At 32.9% G+C, this 17,249-nt stretch carries 14 protein-coding genes; 8 read left to right on the plus strand and 6 right to left on the minus strand.

Annotation, left to right across the window (positions count from 1 at the left end; translation table 11 throughout):
* Positions 1–4: 4 nt before the first annotated feature.
* From deia_RS01645 to deia_RS01670, 6 genes are all read left to right on the plus strand, one after another.
* Complete coding sequence (locus tag deia_RS01645; protein ID WP_146820436.1) at positions 5–739, plus strand: hypothetical protein; 735 nt, start codon at positions 5–7, stop codon at positions 737–739.
* 1 nt (position 740) lies between these two features.
* Complete coding sequence (gene rplJ / locus deia_RS01650; protein ID WP_146820437.1) at positions 741–1,226, plus strand: 50S ribosomal protein L10; 486 nt, start codon at positions 741–743, stop codon at positions 1,224–1,226.
* A gap of 18 nt (positions 1,227–1,244) precedes the next feature.
* A complete protein-coding gene (rplL, locus tag deia_RS01655) occupies positions 1,245–1,610 on the plus strand; it encodes a 50S ribosomal protein L7/L12 (protein WP_146820438.1) in 366 nt (121 codons plus the stop codon).
* Between the two features lie 174 nt (positions 1,611–1,784).
* Positions 1,785–5,741 (plus strand): DNA-directed RNA polymerase subunit beta, encoded by a 3,957-nt coding sequence (rpoB, locus tag deia_RS01660; protein ID WP_410519472.1) that lies wholly within the window; start codon positions 1,785–1,787, stop codon positions 5,739–5,741.
* A 12-nt stretch (positions 5,742–5,753) separates the two neighbouring features.
* A complete protein-coding gene (gene rpoC / locus deia_RS01665; RefSeq protein ID WP_146820440.1) occupies positions 5,754–9,797 on the plus strand; it encodes a DNA-directed RNA polymerase subunit beta' in 4,044 nt (1,347 codons plus the stop codon).
* Positions 9,798–9,802: 5 nt separating this feature from the next.
* On the plus strand, positions 9,803–10,423 hold the full coding sequence (locus deia_RS01670) for an adenylate kinase family protein (protein WP_146820441.1): 621 nt from the start codon (positions 9,803–9,805) through the stop codon (positions 10,421–10,423).
* Positions 10,424–10,524: 101 nt separating this feature from the next.
* On the opposite strand, the gene deia_RS01675 is transcribed toward deia_RS01670, so the two are convergent.
* Entirely contained in the window at positions 10,525–11,010 is a 486-nt protein-coding gene (locus deia_RS01675; protein ID WP_146820442.1) for a phosphatidylglycerophosphatase A family protein, read from the minus strand.
* Between the two features lie 70 nt (positions 11,011–11,080).
* On the opposite strand from deia_RS01675, the gene deia_RS01680 reads away from it, so the two are divergent.
* Positions 11,081–12,202 (plus strand): M50 family metallopeptidase, encoded by a 1,122-nt coding sequence (locus deia_RS01680; RefSeq protein WP_146820443.1) that lies wholly within the window; start codon positions 11,081–11,083, stop codon positions 12,200–12,202.
* The gene (locus deia_RS01685; protein ID WP_146820444.1) at positions 12,199–13,071 is read left to right on the plus strand and encodes an aminotransferase class IV; all 873 of its coding nucleotides are present in this window, start codon (positions 12,199–12,201) and stop codon (positions 13,069–13,071) included. Before deia_RS01680 ends, deia_RS01685 begins: the two co-directional genes overlap by 4 nt.
* On the opposite strand, the gene deia_RS01690 is transcribed toward deia_RS01685, so the two are convergent.
* From deia_RS01690 to deia_RS01710, 5 genes are all read right to left on the minus strand, one after another.
* A complete protein-coding gene (locus deia_RS01690) occupies positions 13,068–13,346 on the minus strand; it encodes an Asp-tRNA(Asn)/Glu-tRNA(Gln) amidotransferase subunit GatC (protein ID WP_146820445.1) in 279 nt (92 codons plus the stop codon). The genes deia_RS01685 and deia_RS01690 overlap by 4 nt on opposite strands.
* Positions 13,347–13,412: 66 nt before the next feature.
* A complete protein-coding gene (gene lepB, locus deia_RS01695; RefSeq protein WP_146820446.1) occupies positions 13,413–14,204 on the minus strand; it encodes a signal peptidase I in 792 nt (263 codons plus the stop codon).
* A gap of 77 nt (positions 14,205–14,281) precedes the next feature.
* Entirely contained in the window at positions 14,282–14,869 is a 588-nt protein-coding gene (locus tag deia_RS01700) for an RsmD family RNA methyltransferase (RefSeq protein WP_146820447.1), read from the minus strand.
* Between the two features lie 10 nt (positions 14,870–14,879).
* Positions 14,880–16,898 (minus strand): ATP-dependent zinc metalloprotease FtsH, encoded by a 2,019-nt coding sequence (gene ftsH, locus deia_RS01705; protein ID WP_187694793.1) that lies wholly within the window; start codon positions 16,896–16,898, stop codon positions 14,880–14,882.
* Positions 16,899–16,970: 72 nt separating this feature from the next.
* Positions 16,971–17,198 (minus strand): CBU_0592 family membrane protein, encoded by a 228-nt coding sequence (locus tag deia_RS01710; RefSeq protein ID WP_146820448.1) that lies wholly within the window; start codon positions 17,196–17,198, stop codon positions 16,971–16,973.
* Positions 17,199–17,249 lie beyond the last annotated feature (51 nt).

Raw genomic sequence — 17,249 nt, forward strand, 5'->3', positions numbered from 1 at the left:
TTTTATGGCTTCAAAAAGATTACATGAAATTAAAAGTAAATTTCAGATTGCTGAGACTAAACCAATAGAAGAAGCTCTATCTTTACTACTCAATTACTCTAAAGACACAGTTACTTTTAAAAATGGAAAAACTTCAGCTTTTAAAGCTAAGTTTAATGAAACTATTTCCCTTGAGTTTGAATTAGGAATCGATGGGAAAAGATCTGATCAAATGATAAAGTCGTTTGTAAGACTGCCAAATGGTCATGGTAAGTCTCCAAATGTTATAGTTATATCCGATTCTGATTTGACATCACTTGATCCAAATATTTTTCTTTGCGGCGGTAGAGATTTGCTTGAGCAAATATCTTCAAATAAAATTGATTTAAGAAAGTACTCAATATGTTTTACTACCGAGTCAATGATGAAAGATATAGCATCAACTGGTTCATCAAGAGTTCTTGGTATTGCTGGGATAATGCCTAATATTAAAAACGGTACAATTTTTAAGACATCTGAGATTTTGAAATCTGAAGTGCAGGATACTGTTTTAAAAAATGTTATGATTAACAGTAATAAATTTGGATATGTAAAATGTGATATTGGCAAGATTGACTTTGAATCTAGTAAATTGCTTGAAAACACAAAAGAGGTTTTTGATAGATTGAATCAATTAAAGCCTCAGTCTGTTACAGGTGTGTTTGTTAGACGCGTTTGTTTGTCTAGTACAATGGGTTTTGTTTGTAAGGTTATTTTGTAATATGGATAAAGATGCGAAAAACAATATTATAAACTCTGTTATAAAATCTTGTCAAGAAAATGACTATCTTTTTGTTTTTAATTTTAAAGGATTAAAATCAAATGATTTTTTCTCTTTAAGAAAATCATTATTTGATGAGACAGGTGATAAAGTTGTTGTTGTGAAAAATAAGATAAATTCCATAGCCATTAGAAAATCAGATGATATCAACTCAAAAGATGATTTTATAAATAGACTAAAGGGTCAGATCGCCATTGTTGCAACCAAGGATCCTATAGCTGTATCTTCTATATTGAATAAATTTGTCACCTTTGAGAAGATATCTTTTGAGTTTTTTTCTGACAAATCTACAATTTCCGAAAAAGAAGATTTGCATAAAATGGCTAAGTTTATAAATGAAAATGGTTTAAAATCTTATCTTGTTGGAATTCTAAAAAGTTCTTACAATGGTATTGCTGGTGTTTTAAATCAGAAAAGTAGTATTTAATTTTTTTATTGTTGTGTTATGTCAGAAGTTAATAAAATTGTTCAAACATTGTCCGATCTAAAAGTGTCAGATATGATAGCTTTAGTTAAAGAGCTTGAGTCTCAGTGGGGTGTTTCCGCTACTGTTGCATCAGCACCTGCTGCCTCATCCGCAGCTGCCCCTGCACAGGAAAAGTCATCTTTTGATGTTATCTTGGTTGATGGAAGTGCAAATAAAATTGCTGCCATAAAAGTTGTCAGAGAAATAACAAATCTTGGACTTGCTGAAGCCAAAGCTCTTGTTGAAGGTGCTCCAAAGGCTGTAAAAGAAGGTTTGAAGAAAGAAGAAGCTGAGGAAGTTAAGAACAAGTTAGAGGCTGCAGGAGTTAAGGCTGAAATAAAGTAAAACATATGCTCTTTTTTGAGAGTTGAATATATGTAATAGCTCTTAGTATTGCTTTGTTTGCTTATTTCTTTTGTATTTTAATTTTTCGGGTATTATTTTAGTAAGATGTCAACAATTTTAGATAGCGGTTTTAGGAATTACTTAGCACTATATCCTTCCGAGACGTTTGACTTTATGAACAGGGTTTTTTCTGTTCAAGAGGTTGCTTATAGGGAATTTTTGTTAAAGAAATCTCATGACTCTATAGATTCAATACTGTCAACCTTTTTCCCTATTAAATGTCTGTTTGGTAACTTTGTTATAAGCTATATTTCTTCAGAGGTAAAAGATCCTGTCTATTCAGAATCAGAATGCATCAGAATGGGTCTTACCTACTCTTCTGATATTTTTGTAAAATTGAAAATGGAAATGTTTTCCGATGCTGGAAATGGAGACAAAACTAAGTTTTTATCTGGAATAATAGAGCAAGAGGTTTTATTGTTTTCCGTTCCATGTATTACAAGTGATGGTAGATTTATATTAAATGGGGTTGAAAGAGTTGTTGTTTCTCAAATACACAGATCTCCTGGTCTTTTCTTTACTTCTGATAAATTTGGTTCGACATCGGTTTATTCAGCTAGTATAGTACCTTATACAGGAACTTGGATTGATTTTGCAATGCATAATTCTGATTTTATAGAGGTTCTAATTGACAAAAGGAAGAAAATGCCTTTGTTTAATTTTTTGTTTTCTCTTGGTATAGATAGGCATAAGATTATTTCATCGTTTTATAATAAGATCGATTGTAAGTTGTTGAATGATAAACTTGATATTGTTTCCTTGGATATTGATTTGAAAAATATATCGTTAGATAGATTGAAATTTAATTTATATTCAAAAGATGGCGATGATGTTATTGTTGAATCTGGATCAATTGTTACAGGCAAGAGGCTGGAAATTATAAAACAACATGGCATTAATTGCAAGCTTGATGACATTGCAAATTTTTCTTATGCATACGGTGATTTTGGTAATTTTAAGTCTGGTCAAAGACTAAAAATAGAAGATCTGAAAAAGATAATGAAAGATGATAAGAAGTCTATTTCTTTAATTGACTTTATATCGAAGGATTTTTTTGATATAATTTTGCGCGAAATTAACGATGTAACAGATTCAGATAACGCAGTTCATGCGTCATCACTCTTAAAGATGCTAAGGAAAACTGAGAATTTTGATAGTAAGGATGTGGTAAATGTTGCAAGATCCTTCTTTTTTGATAAAAGTAAATGCAATATTTCGAGAGTTGGTAGATATAAAATAAATACTATACTTGGCAAAGATGCGGATTCTGAGTCTTTACTAGAAGAAGACATTATTGATATTATTAAAAGACTTATTTTAATAAAGGAAAAATCTCTTGATATGGAGGATATAGATCATCTTGGTAACAGAAGAATAAGGGTTCCGTCTGAGCTTGTTTCAAATATAATAAGAAACAACATGCCGAAATTGGTAAAATCTGCGATTGACAAGATGTCAACCTTGAATTCTGGTGTTTCTGTGTCACCCTTGGATTTGTTTACTCCAAATCAAATGTCTAAGGTTATTAAAGATTTCTTTTTAACATCTCAGTTGTCGCAGTTAATGGAACAGACAAATCCACTGTCTGAACTTGGTCACAAAAGAAGAATATCTGCTCTTGGTGCAGGTGGTGTTGAGAGGGATAGGGTTGGTCTTGAAGTAAGAGACGTTCACTTTACTCACTATGGAAGAATATGTATAGTTGAAACTCCTGATAGCCAAAATATTGGTTTAATTAACAATCTTTCTTCTTTTGCAAAGATTAATGATTATGGCTTTCTTGAGACGCCTTATAGAGTTGTAAAAAATAGAATTATAACAGATGAAATAGTTTATCTTGATGCAACAAAAGAAATGAAATATTCTATATCGAGTTATAATGTGAAATACATGAATGATAATTTTATTTCTGATGATATTGTAAGTGTTAGAAGGGGTGGTGATTTTATAACTGCATCTGCTGAATCTGTTGATTTAATAGACATAGCTCCAAATCAGGCGCTTTCATCAATTGCAAGTTTAATACCATTCCTTGAAAATAACGATGCATACAGAGTTTTAATGGGTTCTAACATGCAAAGACAGGCTGTACCACTTGTGAAAACAGAAGCGCCCTTAATTGGAACAGGTCTTGAGGGTTTTATTGGAAGAAAATCATCTGGAACAATAAAATCTACATGCAATGGTATCGTTAGATATGTAGATTCTGATATGATAATTGTTTCATCTGGTGATAAATCAAAGAGTTTGTACACATTTAATTTAAAGAGATTTGAAAGAACAAATCAGTCTACTTGTATAAATTTTAAACCTTGCATTAAAGTTGGTGACATTGTATCTGCTGGTCAAGTTATAGCAGATGGGTATTCGTCAGACTTTGAAGAAATCGCAATAGGAAGAAATGCAAGGGTTGCATTTATGTCTTGGAATGGTTATGGTTATGAAGATTCTGTAATTGTTTCCGATAGATTTGTTGCTGATGATAATTTTACATCAATTCATATAGAGGAATTTGAAACATCTGTTATAGATACAAGGCTTGGCTCTGAAGAGGTTACAAAAGATATTCCAGGTCTAAGTGAGAATGCTGTTGTTAATCTTGATGAATCTGGTATTGTAAAACTTGGTACATTTGTAAAACCAGGTGATATATTAGTTGGGAAGTTAACTCCAAAAGCAGAAACTCCTATTACTCCAGAAGAAAAACTTTTAAGGGCTATTTTTGATGAAAAGATTGCAGATGTTAAAGATGTTTCATTAGTTGTTCCTCCTGGATATTTTGGCGTTGTTGTGGATGTCGATATTTTGTCTAGAAGGGGTATAAATAAGTTAAGCAGGCAGATCGAAATTGAGTCAGAAAAAATGTATAATTTGCAAAGAGACTTTGATGAGAAGATTTCTGTCTTGAAAAATGAAATTTGCTTATCTTTGAAGGATATTATTGCTAAGTTAAAAATTGCTAAATCTTCCAAATTGTCAAATATACCAATTTCTCGTGAATTAAGTGATTCATTTATTAAATCTCTTTCGTTTTCCGATATTGCAAAAATTAAAGTGGATGACAACGATGTTTCTGATGTTTTTTATAATTTAATTAAACATTATTCTGATATAGTTAAGAGTATAGAAAATGAACATAAGGTTTTGGCAACAAAAATAAGAGAGGAGAAAGATTTTACTGGTGGAACTCTTTATGTTGTTAAAGTTAGAATTGCAATGAAAAATCTGTTACAGCCTGGGGATAAAATAGCTGGTAGACATGGTAACAAGGGTATTATATCTAAAGTTGTGCCAGTTGCTGATATGCCTTTTACCGAGGATGGTGAGCCGGTTGATATGATAATCAATCCTCTTGGTATCGTTGCTCGTATGAACTTTGGACAAATTCTTGAGCTTGGTCTGGGTCTTGCCTCGATAACATTTGGTAAGAAGATTAAGGATGTTTTAAAGTCTTATAAAAATGTCTCAGAAGTGAAGGAAATTTTATTAAAATCTATTACCGACAATAACATTTTAGATGAAATTAAAACTGTAAAAGACAATAATAAGATTTTAGATATAGCCAAAAAGTACACCTCTGGTATACCATTTGCCGTTCCTGTGTTTTCTGGATTAAATTATGAAGATGTTGGCAAGATGTTGTCTCTGGCTGGCTGTGATGAGTCTGGGCAAGTTGATTTGTACGATGGTATAAGTGGTCAGAAATTTGATCGTAAAGTATCGGTTGGTTCAATGTATATATTAAAACTGCATCACCTTGTTGACAGGAAAATACACGCAAGATCTGTTGGTCCATATAGTTTAATTACTCAGCAACCTTTGGGTGGTAAGGCTAATTTTGGTGGACAAAGACTTGGCGAAATGGAGTGTTGGGCTCTGGAAGCTTATGGTGCTGCTTATACATTGAATGAAATGTTGACCGTTAAGTCTGATGATATAGATGGAAGAAGGAAGATATATAGTAGCATAGTTAAAGGTTCAAATGATTTCCAGCATGGCATGCCTGAGTCGTTTAATGTTTTGATAAAAGAACTATCGTCTCTTGGTTTAAGTGTTTCTTTAAAAGATTAATATTGTTTAATTATGGCGGGTATGAGTAATATAAATGGAAGTTCTTCTGGGGTTTCAAGTTTTGCATTTTCAGCTATTCAGCTTGGTATTGCTAGTCCAGATGAAATTTTGCGTAATTCATATGGTGAGGTTAAGACGCATGAGACAATTAATTATAGAACATTAAAGCCTGAGAGAGATGGTTTATTTTGTGCGAAAATTTTTGGCCCAATAAGGGATTATGAATGTTTGTGCGGAAAATACAAAAGAATTAAATACAAGGGAATAGTTTGTGATAAATGTGATGTAATGGTGACCTTGTCAAAAGTGAGACGCGAAAGGATGGGGCACATAGATCTTGTTACACCAGTTATTCATAAATGGTTTTTCAAATCTCAGCCTTCAAAAATTGCCATGGCCCTTGGGATACAAATGAAAGATGTTGAGAGGGTTGCTTATTATCATTCATATATTGTTATTAACCCAGGAAATTCAACATTATCAAGATTTCAGATTTTATCTGATCAAGAATATGATGATGCTATATCTGAATTTGGAACAACTGCCGTACAGATTGGAATAGGTGGCGATGGAATTAGAATGGCTCTGCAAAGTGTCAATATTGATGATGAAATAGAGGATTTAAAAAAACAAATAGCAACAACTAAATCTGCACTAAAGATTAAAAATGCTGAGAAGAGATTGTTGTTTTTTTCCAATTTTAAATCATCTGGCAACCAACTTGAATGGATGGTTTTAACGAGAATAGGTGTTCTTCCTCCAGAATTAAGACCCCTTGTTATGCTTTCTGGTGGGAAATTTGCATCTTCCGATCTTAACGAACTTTACAGACGGGTTATAAATAGGAATAATAGATTAAAAAGACTTATCACTATAGGTGCACCTGAGATTATAATTATAAATGAAAAAAGAATGCTTCAGATTGCAGTAGACTCATTGTTTGATGCCGATACAAAAAGAAGTCCAAATCAAAGACCTTTAAAGTCTATAACTGCGAGTTTAAAGGGTAAGAATGGTAGATTTAGACAAAATTTACTTGGTAAAAGGGTTGACTATTCCGGTAGATCTGTTATATCAGTTGGTCCTGAATTAAAACTTCATCAATGCGGTCTTCCAAGAGCTATGGCAATTGAATTATTTAAGCCATTTATATTTTCAAAATTAATATCATATGGAAGGGTGTCATCTATAAAATCTGCTGGAAAATTTGTTGATTCTGGCTCGCCTGAGGTTGTGGAAATTCTTGAGTCAATTATTAAAGATAAGGTTGTATTATTAAACAGAGCTCCAACATTGCATAGACTTGGTATACAGGCATTTGAGCCGAAATTAATTGAAGCAAAGGCTATACAATTACATCCTTTATGCTGTAAGGCATTCAATGCCGACTTTGATGGTGACCAGATGGCTGTCCATGTTCCACTTTCAATAGAGGCTCAAATGGAGGCGAGATTGCTGATGTTGTCGTCTAATAACGCCTTGAGTCCATCAGATGGTTCACCAATTATATCGCCAACTAAAGATGTTGTACTTGGTCTGTTTTATGCAACTTCTATATTCAAAGATGAAGTTGGAAGCGGTGTAGTTTTAGATGATTTGGACACTATAGAATTATTTATTGATCTTGGAAAGATAAATTATCAATCGGCAATTAAATTCAGGTTTATCTCTGAAGGTGGCAAGGTTAATATAGTTGACACATGTCCTGGACGACTTCTTGTTTATAAAAGAACTCCGCTGAAAAATGGAGATGGATTTGAAATATTTAATAATGTTTTTAATGCAAAGCATTTATCAAAGACTGTATCTTGGATTCTCGATCAATGTGGTCAAAAAGCAATGATTGAGTTTTGTGATGATATAATGAGATTTGGGTTTTCAGTTTGTACAAAATCTGGTATATCATTTGGTAAAAATGATGTTAAAATACCAAGCTCAAAACAAGAGTTTATAAAACAAAGTTTGGAAGTTGTTAAAAATGCAGAGACGCAATTTTCATCTGGCTATATTACAAATAAAGAAAAATATAATAAAGTTACAGATGAATGGTCAAGATGTGTTGATCTTGTAACAAAAGAAATGATGAAATATGTTGTACAGGATGCGGATACTAGTAAAGTTAATTCCGTATATTTAATGGTTAATTCTGGAGCAAGAGGTTCGGAGGCTCAGTTAAAGCAAATGGCTGGAATGAGGGGTCTTATGGTTAAACCTTCTGGTGAGGTTATTGAAACTCCGATTATATCAAATTTCAAGGAAGGCTTAAATATGATGGAGTATTTCAATTCTACACATGGTTCAAGAAAGGGTGTCGCAGATACGGCACTTAGAACTGCAGACGCAGGTTATTTAACAAGAAGACTAGTTGATGTTTCCCAAGATTGCGTTATTCGCGAACATGATTGTGGTTCTAGTGATGGAATAACTTTTAAACCATTGATGCTTGATGGAAAGGTTGTTGAAAAATTATCAGAAATGGTATTTGGTAGAGTTATTGCTCATGATATATTGGATTTTGAAGATAAGATTATTTTAAAGAAAAATGAAGTTATTACTCTTGCCAATTCTGATGTAGTTGATTCCCTGTCCTCCATTGTTGTTAGATCTCCAGTTACTTGTAAATCCGAAAATGGAATGTGTGCGATGTGCTACGGTATAGATGTGTCAAGGAGAAGAATGGTTTCAGAAGGAGAGCCTGTTGGTATTATAGCTGCACAAGCGATTGGTGAACCAGGTACACAGTTGACACTTAGAACATTCCAAATGGGTGGTATATCTTCAAGATCTGCTACAAAGACAATATCTTCAGAAGCAAAAGGAATTATAAAAATGATTAATTTTAAGACCGTTCAAGGGAAAGATGGAGTATTTACGGTAAAAGATAACGGTAAAATTGCTATATTGTCGCGTAATGGTAGTAGAGTTTTTGCCGAATATGTAATTCCAAGGGGTGCAACGATATTTGTAAATGATGATGATAGTATTGATGTTGGCACAAAGATAGCAACCTGGGATTCTTATGTAACCCAAGTTTTCTCTGAATTTTCTGGTTATATAAAATATGAAGATATGGTTGAGTCTGTTTCATTTAGAGAGAGAATGGATGAAAACACAGGTGTATCAAATAAAATAATCCTTGACTCTTCCAGAACTGGAAAGTATCTGCTACCTAGAATAGAGATAGTTGATGCTAAAGGGAATTGCGTTAAAGATGAAAATGGAAATGATGTATTCTTTATACTTCCATTTGGAGCAGTTGTTCCTGTTTTAAATGGGCAAAAAATTGAAGCTGGTGAATGTATTGCCAGAGTTCAAACAGATGTTAATGCAATACAAGATATTACCGGTGGACTTCCGATAGTTGAGGGTATTTTTGAGGCTAGGGTGCCAAGTAAACCTTCAGTTATATCACCTTTTGATGCAATTGCGACAATAGACACTTCGCCTAGGTTAAAAATTAGAATTGAGTTAAATCCAATTAATTCAGATTCAGAGCCAGTTTCATTTTTTATCAAAAAAGGTAAATATGTTAAAATTGATAATGGTCAGATTGTTTTGAAGGGTGATACTCTGGTTGATGGTGACACAAATATACATGATGTATTGAAAACAAATGGAATTGAAAGTGTAACTCATGCGATTTTGGGTAAAGTTCAATCTGTTTACAAATTGCAGGGTGTTAAAATTGATAACAAACATATTGAGATTATTGTAAGATCTATGCTTAGTAGATGTATTATAAAAAATCCTGGTGACTCAACGTTGTCTTCTGGTGAAAGTGTTTCAATTTTTACACTTAATGCTATGAATAGAGCTTTAAAAGGTGAGAATAGAGCTTTAATTGAATATGAACAGGTGTTAACTGGTATTACAAAAGTATCTGTTAATACAGAATCTTTTATTGCTGCTGCGGCATTCCAAGAAGTTGTAAAGGTTCTTTCAAATGCGGCTGCGTTTAGCAAGATTGATACCTTAAAGGGTTGTAAAGAAAATATAGCAGTTGGTAGATTGATACCACTTGGAACAGGTTTAGTTGCTTCAAAGTTTTTATCGTAGTTTATATGACTAAATATTTTACTTTATTTTTATTGTTTGTTTCTCTTGTATCCTGTAATTACATTAATAAAAAAGATGTCGCTAATAAAAAAGAAGCATATATTTTAATTGGTGCACCAGCTTCTGGTAAGGGTTATATTGCAAAAAAAATTACAGAAAAAAAGAAAAATACCTTGCATGTTTCAACTGGTGATTTGCTTAGAAAATCAGCTAATGGTAATAATAAATCTCTTATCACTTCAGGAAAACTTGTATCATCAGCTGAAATAAAGAAGATGATCTCTGACTATATAAGGGAAAATAGTTCTTATGATTTTTATATTTTTGATGGTATACCGAGAATGGTTGATCAAGTTGAAATTTTGGATAAAGTAATGATTGAAAACAATATAGAGTTAAAAAAAGTTATTGTGATAGATTGCGATAGAAAGATTCTGACAAAGAGAATGAATGATAGGTCTAAAAAAGAAGGTAGATCTGATGATAAAATTGAGATTTTTGAAAAAAGAATTTCTTCTTACGAGAAGAATGCACCAAGTATAGTAAAGATTTATCAAGATAGAAGTTTTGATAAAGTTGCTAGACTTTCTTGTGAAAATAATAATAATGTTGATTTTGTATTATGATGACCGCCCTTCGTGATTTTTATGAAGTTATAAAAGCATGCTATGATATCATGTTTGATATATGTAGTGGAAATGCGTTAAAAAAATAATCTTCATGATTTTTAATAAAGTATTTTAATTGCCATGATTGATGTTATTGATGAAAAAATTCCAGCAATAACATCGTCTAACATAATCCCTATTCCACCTTTGGTATTCTTGTCTATATAGGATATTGGAAATGGTTTTATAATATCGAAAAATCTAAACATAAAGAAGTTCAGCAATAGTGATGAAAATTGTTGTTTTTCGCAGAAATTTCCGCAAATAAAGAAGAATATAGTAATAGATATATAATATCCGCAAACCTCGTCAATTACAACTTCTTTTGGATCTGAATTTTTCACTTTTTTTGAGTAAATATCGGCACTTTTAACGCCAATGACAAGGGTTATAATAGAAATTACAAAGCATATAAAAGCAAAATTTTTGTCAAAAAATAACAGTGGAATTGATGTAATTAGAGCTGCAAAAGTGCCCATAGTTCCAGGCATTTTAGGTGATTTTCCAGAATAAAAAAATGTTGCGATTAGATCATTAATTTGCATTTTACAAAAAATTTACTTTACAATAATTTATTTATTCTTTATTGTCAATAAGAAAAGATTTATATAAAATATGCAGGTTTTAACGACAATTTTTACATCTTGGTATTCTATACTACTTGGCGCATTTTGGCTTGGAGTGATGATTACAATTATAGCTTTTGTGCACGAATTTGGTCATTTTGTTGTTGCAAAATGGTGTGGCGTAAAGGTTGAAGCCTTTGCAATAGGCATGGGTAGGGAGATTTTTGGTTTTAACGATAAGCATGGAACAAGATGGAAGTTTTGCATGTTTCCAATTGGCGGATATGTGCAAATGCTTGGGCAAAGCGATAGCCCGAAAAAAGACGATTTTAAATACGAAAATGACGATGAAAAATCGCATTCTTTTGAGTTTAAATCGCCTTGGCAAAAAATCGCTATATCAATTGCCGGCCCACTTGCAAACGTAATTCTTGCTTTTGTGATCACGGTTTTCATTCTTGGATTTTGGGGAAAAGACAAGATAAAACCTGTTGTTTCGCACATTGCAAGTGACAGTCCTGCAGCAAGTGCATTTAAAATTGGGGATGAAGTTTTGTCTGTAAATGGCGTAAAAATTGACGATTTCATGCAGGTAACTAAAATTATTACCTTTAGTGGCTGTAATCCTCTTGAGTTTGAAATTTTAAGAAAAGGCAAGATTTTATCGCAAAAAATAACACCAGTTCGCATGGAAACGACTGATTTTCTAGGGCGCGTACAAAAAAGATGTATGATTGGCGTTGCTGGCGGTGAAACTGTGCATGAAAATTTTGCTCCTATACCTGCAATAAAGCAAGGTTTTATCGACACAATTTCAATGACAGGTGATACAGCGCGCGGCGTTTATCAGCTTTTAACGGGACAAAGAACAATAAAAGAGCTAAGCGGACCGCTTAAAATCGGCAAAATTTCACACGAAGCATCCAAAGTTGGCATTCAAAAATTTATGATGCTAATTGCAATAATCTCAATTGGGGTGGGGGTTATGAATATAGTTCCGATTCCAGTTTTAGACGGCGGGCACATTTTAATGAACTTAATTCAAGTCATTATTCGTCGCGAAATTCCAAAAAAAGTGCAGTTTTTAATCTATAATCTTGGTTTTGGGGTTGTAATTTTGCTTATGCTTGCTGGATTTATTAACGATTTTAGGTATTTGATAAAGTTATGAGCACAATTTTTCTAAACGGCTCTTATATTACTAGAGAAAATGCGAAAATCAGCGTTGATGACAGGGGTTTTCACTTTGGAGACGGAATGTATGACATAATGCTTATTCATAATGGAAAAATCATCGATTTTGATAAGCACTATGAGCGTATTTCAAATACTGCATCGCGGATTTTCATGAACCTTGACTTGCAAAAAGACGAAATTTTTGCGATTGCGCATAAATTAATGGCCGACAATAAAGTGGAAAAAGGTAGATTAATAATAGTAATTTCAAGAGGCGAGGGCGATAGATGGGTAAGTGATTTTTCAAAAATGCCTCAAAATTTCATGATTGAAGTGCAAGATGCGGATTGCGGCGTTGGAACTGAGAATTTAAAATTAATTTCGGCAAAATTACATGAGGATATTCGCTGGAAATATCGCGATATAAAGATAACATCCCTTTTGCCATCGGTGATCTTGAGGGCAAAATTTGAAAAAGACGGATATGGCGAGGTTTTATATCATGAGGATGGAAAAATCTGCGAAACATCTCGTGGAAATATTTTTATAATCAAAAATAATGTGATAAAAACTCCGCCACTTTCACACAAACTTCTGCCTGGGATAACGAGATTTCGCATTTTACAGTTACTTAACTGCGGTGAATATGTAAAATTTTTAAATAGCGAGGATGCAAAAATTATTTCTGGTTTTAAAGCTTTGGAAACAGATTTTTCAATAGACGAAATACTCGATGCAGACGAGGTTTTTTCAAGCTCTTCAACTATTAGAATTGCAGGAATTTCAAAAATTGATGACAAGGAATTTGCAAGGCACGATATTACAAAAGTCCTGCTTAGAATGTATGATAATTTTATTTCTTAATCAATTACTTTAACAACTTTAAAGTATAAATCATCGTTTACCTCTATCGTTTTCCTTGGGTCAATTGTATAATCTATTTTCTCTTGTTTTATTTGATATTTTTCATCGGATATTAAATTTACAAGTGGTAATATATTGTCTGTATCTATTTTTTGTATTTCCGATATCCAGTTTATTATTGAATTTAGATTGCTTTGAATTTTTTCAACCGCTTCTTTTGTAAATTCAAGTTTTGCGGATTTTGCAAGTTTTGTAATTTCATCATTTTCAATCATATCTTAAAAAGATTTTACAAATGTTAAATCATTATATTTAATTGTCAATATTTAAAGAAAATTATCTTAGCTTTCAATATTTTTATCAAGCCTTTGTAGCATTCTATTCCAATAAATTTCACTGGAAAATTTATTAATTTCATAAAAATGAGCTGATGAAGAAAAGAAAATCATTCGTGCCTTTCCTATTATTTTATCTTCACTTACAAATCCCATGCTTTGAAATCTGCTATCTGCAGAGTTATTTCTGTTATCGCCCATCATAAAATAGTGATTTTCTGGAACCTTAACTTTTGCAAAATTATCATCCATAAAATTACCGTCTTTTGAAAATTTATATATATAATAAGAGTAATTATCGATATTTTTTTCTTTATACATATAAACTGGTACGCTATTGTAACCATTTTCGTAAGCATATTTTGCTAAAGTAAATGGAATGCCATCTGCTTGAATATTTAAAACATCTTTTTTTATATATTCTGTTTTATTTGCTTTTCCATTTACATAAACTATTCCATTTTTAACCTCAATTTCATCGCCAGGCAATCCAATTACTCTTTTAATAAAATATTCATTTCCTTGCTCCGGTAGTTTAAATACGACAATATCGCCTCTTTCTGGTGCTTTGAAGTCTAGTATTTTGCCAGAAAATGGTATCATATTTAATGGAAAAGAGTATTTTGAATAACCGTATATAAATTTTTCTACTAAAAGCTTGTCACCAAGTATTAAATTTGGCATCATTGAACCAGATGGTATAGCAAATGGCTGAAAAAAAAATGTTCTAAAAACTGTAGCAAAAAGCAAAGCAAAACCTAGCGTTTTAAATGTTTCTTTGGCGTTGACTTTTTTCATTAAAGTGCAAAATTTTTAAATTGTAATACTGAATAATTTTTAAAGTCAAACGAAATTTGTATATTATGTCAATTGATTTATTTGATTTTGCAACACAAAATATAAGTGTCGGAAACAGATTTTTTTGATAACAACACATTGCATTCATTTTCTATTAAAAACTGCGTTGGATCTTGAAAAGCCTCTATTAATATTAAAGTTTTTTCGCTGACTGCATCAGATTTTTTTGCAATATTTAGGAAGTTTGAAACTATTCGTTCTTGCTCTTGATATGGTGGATCTATGAATATTAAATCAAGACTATCATTTAATTTTCGTATGTTTGTAATACTTGGCATGGTTTCAGTTTTGTCTTTGATGTTATATTCTGTAGCTATATTTTTTATAATTTTTATTATTTTTTCATTTGAGTCTATAAAATAACATTTTTTTGCTCCATTTGATATAAATTCAAATCCCATTGCGCCAGTTCCGCAGCACAAATCAGCAACGGTAGAGTTTTCAAGAGTAAATTGAGAGCTTATGATATTGCCATTTTTTATTAAATTCATAATCAATTGCTTTGTGTAATTTGATGTTGGTCTAACGCGATTATGGTTAAGGAATTTTGGTGTAAATGGCAGGTTTCTGTTTTTTAAAAACCCAGATGTAATTTTAATTGACATATTTTTTGTACTACAAATTACTTGCAAATCCCCTTTTTAATCCAAGATTTGCATCAGCCGAGATTTCATCTTCTTTTGGTAAATTCTCGCGGATCTTTTTGCCAGATAGTATGTCTTTTATTTCGTCTCCAGTTAGAGTTTCGTATTCAAGAAGTGCCTTTGCAAGGGCGTGTAAGTCATCTATTCTGCGAGATAAGATTTCCTTTGCAGTTTCAAATCCGCCTTGAACAAGTTTTTTCACTTCGTCGTCAATTATTTGAGCGCTATGTTCTGAGCAGTGATAACGAGATTTTGAGCCGCCAATATAGATGTCTCGAGATTCACCAGCGTGATTTACATTTCCAATACTTTCTGTTAAGCCCCATTCTGTCACCATTGCGCGCGCAAGATTTGTCGCCATTTTTATATCAGATGACGCACCACTTGTGACTTTATTGTATCCGAAAATCATCTCTTCGGCAACACGTCCTGCCATGGCAACCGCAAGATCGGCGTGCATTTTCTCGCGCGTGAGTGAGAATCTATCGTCTTCAGGAAGGCGCATTACCATTCCAAGAGCGCGGCCGCGTGGGATTATTGTTGCTTTATGAATTGGATCAGATGCTGGCATGTCAAGACCAACTAGTGCGTGTGCACCTTCGTGATAAGCGGTTAATTTCTTTTCTTCATCCTTCATTTTTAGCGATTTTCTTTCACTTCCCATCATTATTTTGTCTTTTGCATCTTCAAAATCTTGATTTTGCACTATGCTTTGACCTCTTTTTGCCGCCAAAAGTGCAGCCTCATTTACAACATTTGCAAGCTCAGCACCGGAAAAACCTGGAGTTCCACGCGCGATATTTCTAATATTTATATCGGGCGCAAGTTTAACATTTTTGGTATGCACTTTTAAAATTTCCTCTCTACCATTGACATCCGGCATACTCACTACTATTTGACGATCAAATCTTCCAGGGCGTAAAAGTGCAGGATCTAAAACATCCGGGCGGTTAGTTGCTGCAAGAACTATTATGCCTGAATTTTCTTCAAAACCATCCATTTCAACAAGCATTTGATTTAAAGTTTGCTCACGTTCGTCATTTCCGCCGCCATTTCCAATTCCACGGTGACGACCAACTGCATCGATTTCATCGATAAATATTATACATGGATTGTGTTTTTTTGCTTGACCAAATAAGTCACGAACGCGGCTTGCGCCCACGCCAACGAACATTTCAACAAAATCTGAGCCGGATATAAAGAAAAATGGCACACCAGCTTCGCCAGCAATTGCTTTTGCAAGCAGGGTTTTACCAGTTCCGGGTTGGCCGACAAGAAGGCAACCTTTTGGAATTTTTGCACCGATTTTTCTGTATTTAAACGGTGCCTTTAGGAAATCTACCATTTCTTCAAGATCGGCCTTGGCTTCGTCTATTCCAGCGACATCTTTAAATCTTGTTTTTATGTCTTTTGGCATTATAGCTTTTGCCTTGCTTTTACCGAATGAAAATGGATTTCCGCCCATCATTCCGCCACCGCCAGATCCACCTTTGGAACCGCCATTCATTTGTCTATTCATGCTTATCCAAAAGCCAAGAATTAACAAGAGTGGAAGCCAAGAAAGAAGCATTCCAAGTATGTTAAAAATCCTTCCGGCAAGCCCGCCATCGTCACGTTTTTGAATTTCAATTTTTGAGTCTGCTTTTTTTAAATCGTCAATAATTCTTGTGCTATAATATGGATTTATATATGATATATAGTCAGGCTTTGGAGATTTTTTCACATCAACAACTTCTTTAGTTGTTTTTTCAACAACAGATTTAATTACATTTTCCTTTTGATTTGGCTGTTTTGGAAGTTTGTATGCCTCCTTTATGAAGATGTAGACTTTTTCATCCGCCATTAAAACAGATTCAACTTTTTTTTCTTCTGTTAGTTTTAAAAATTCAGACATTTGAATTTCAGTTGCGACATTTTTATCAGAAATTACTGTATCTAAAATTGAGAATCCTAGAAAAAAGATTGCAATCCACAAGAAAAAATTTTTCATAAATACTTTAAAAAAGTTATATTTTAGAAATTTCTAACACGATAAATTTTTAAGTCAAGAATAAAATTATAATTATTTATTTCTTTTTTTTACAATGCCGTATAAACTTACGCAAAGCCACATAATTTCGCTTGCTATAGCGCCTCGGTTAAAAAATCCAATTGCGCTAATTAAGAACATTATTGATGTAATTAACGTGAGACATGCGTATATTCTTGTGTTACCAGTTTTATGGACATATAGATTTGCAAATAAGCAGATAATTGATGCTATAAGTGATAGATATTCGTATATATTCATATATAAGACGTATGCGAATGTGTACTTGGTTCTATTGTGATTATTTGTCAA

The organism is Candidatus Deianiraea vastatrix (assembly GCF_007993655.1).
GTDB lineage: Bacteria > Pseudomonadota > Alphaproteobacteria > Rickettsiales > Deianiraeaceae > Deianiraea > Deianiraea vastatrix.